The sequence below is a fragment of the Moorena sp. SIO3I6 genome (assembly GCF_010672095.1).
The window spans coordinates 1-1898 of the sequence record NZ_JAAHHU010000948.1 but is presented as its reverse complement, the minus strand read 5'-3'; the positions used below and the strand labels follow the sequence as shown (position 1 = coordinate 1898).

1 protein-coding gene and 1 pseudogene are annotated in these 1898 nt (G+C 44.7%); both read right to left on the bottom strand.

The genetic code is table 11. From position 1 onward, the window contains the following. Window positions 1-766 (bottom strand): filamentous hemagglutinin N-terminal domain-containing protein (locus F6K49_RS44800; RefSeq protein WP_293108494.1); only part of this gene is annotated, 766 nt, incomplete at its 3' end. 517 nt (window positions 767-1283) lie between these two features. Beyond that, a pseudogene (locus F6K49_RS44795) lies at window positions 1284-1898 on the bottom strand (hypothetical protein); the annotation flags it as partial.

Below are 1898 nucleotides of genomic sequence, written 5' to 3'. Positions count from 1 at the left end.
ACCCACTATCCGGATGAGTCAAAGCCAATATATCTACTCTTTGGTTACCCTCAAGCAATAGTTTCTCCCCAGCTGCTGCCACAAAAGGTAGCGCTATGCTATCCCGGATCTTTAGGGTTTCCATGGCTGATAGGGTCAAATTCCCCCCAGCTGATAGCTGACCCTGTAAATTTAGATTCAATCCCGACAGAGTTAAATCTTTCCCCACGGCCAAGGTGCCAGTATTGATAATAGTCCCTGACACCAAGCCGACCTGATTAAAAAACAATGCTCCTGGATTAATGGTTAGTAAACGGCTAGTTTCGGGTTCGGTAGCACTAAAATACCCATCTTCTCCCCATGCGATCGCATTCGCTGTACTTCCTACAAAGGAACCCTGCACATCCAAGCTGGCGTTTGACCCAAATATAATCCCATTGGGATTGAGCAAAAACAGGTTAGCTGCGCCATCTACTCCCAAAGTTCCTTCAATCTCACTTGGATTAATTCCGGTCACCCGCGACAGGATATTCTCAATTCCCGCTGGATTAGCTAAATAAACCCGCAATCCCTGACCGACATTGAATTCTTGAAAACTGTGGAATAGGTTAACTCCCCGTTGAACTCCTCCTTCAATTAATTCTGCTGGCAATCCCTTCACAGAAGCGTCAGGAATCACAATCGAACCATTAGCTCCCAAGGTATCATCTGGTACGATCAAGCTCTGAGCATGGGCTTGATTAGTAGTAGATGGGATAAAGTGTGACAGTGTTAATGAACTTGTCATCCCTACTGTACTTACCAATCCCAATTGCCAAGACCGACTCCGCCTAGTTTGCCTGATCACAGCACCGATTCCTTAACAACTAAGTAATAATTTTGTGGCTCTAATCATTATCTATCAAATCGTTTAACCATCTTAGGTTATGTTACTTTTTGTTGTAAAACTTAATTGACAAAATCAGCAAAACTAATTGCAATTATCTGCAAAATTGATTGCAGAAAACTGCAATATAGCCTTTTTATTTGAGGTGTTAAACATTGATGGATTGTAAAGAGGATATCTGAAAAGTTTTTTTATACTGAATTTTGCCCCCCTAGCCCCCCAACTTTGGGGGGAAAAAGAGTCCATTTGCTTCTAAAAGTCCCCCATTGGGGGATTTAGGGGGACTTTTAGAAGCAAATGAGACTTCTCAGACAACCTCTAAAGAGGAATAGGGAACTTCGGTTGAACCAGTAATATAGAAAAACCCAAGCTTTGAGGTAATTTGCCAACAGTATGATCAGATTAGCTAGTGCAGGAATTATTCTACACACTCGCGACTCAAAACTAGCCGTCCATCTGCCAGTCGATATACCTGTTGAGGTTCTACAATCGGATCACCGATTTGCCAAGGGCGATCCGGTTGGGTACTGGGGCGAGAGCTAGCATCACTGAGTATGGTGCGCACTGTGCCAGTGGCAAAGGGTGAAATCCTAGCACTTCCTGGAGCGGGAGGTAAACCACCATTGCCAGTAATGATCAAGCTACCTGGTTGCTCCCGACTGCGCAAAATGCAGCTATTGGACAGCAAAGTAGTGGTGTCAATCTGATTGTCTGGTAAGAAGGTCAGACTGTTTTCGATCAGGCTGGCGTCGATAGTGGTGCCAACCCGTCCTCCATCGAAAACCAGTAACAGTTGTGTATTAATCTTCAAGGAACCTGCATTTCCGGTTGAGTCTTCGAAAGCTTCGACAAATATACCGCTGGGAAACTTACCATCGGGGGATGTACCAATGATTTGCACCGGTTCTTTGGCCGAGATGGTCACACTACCTGCATCTCCTTCTCCAAAGGTAACGGCGTTAACCTGTGCTCCATCCTTAAGCAGTAACGGTTGTGTATTAATCTTCAAGTCACCTGCATCTCCGGTTGAGAG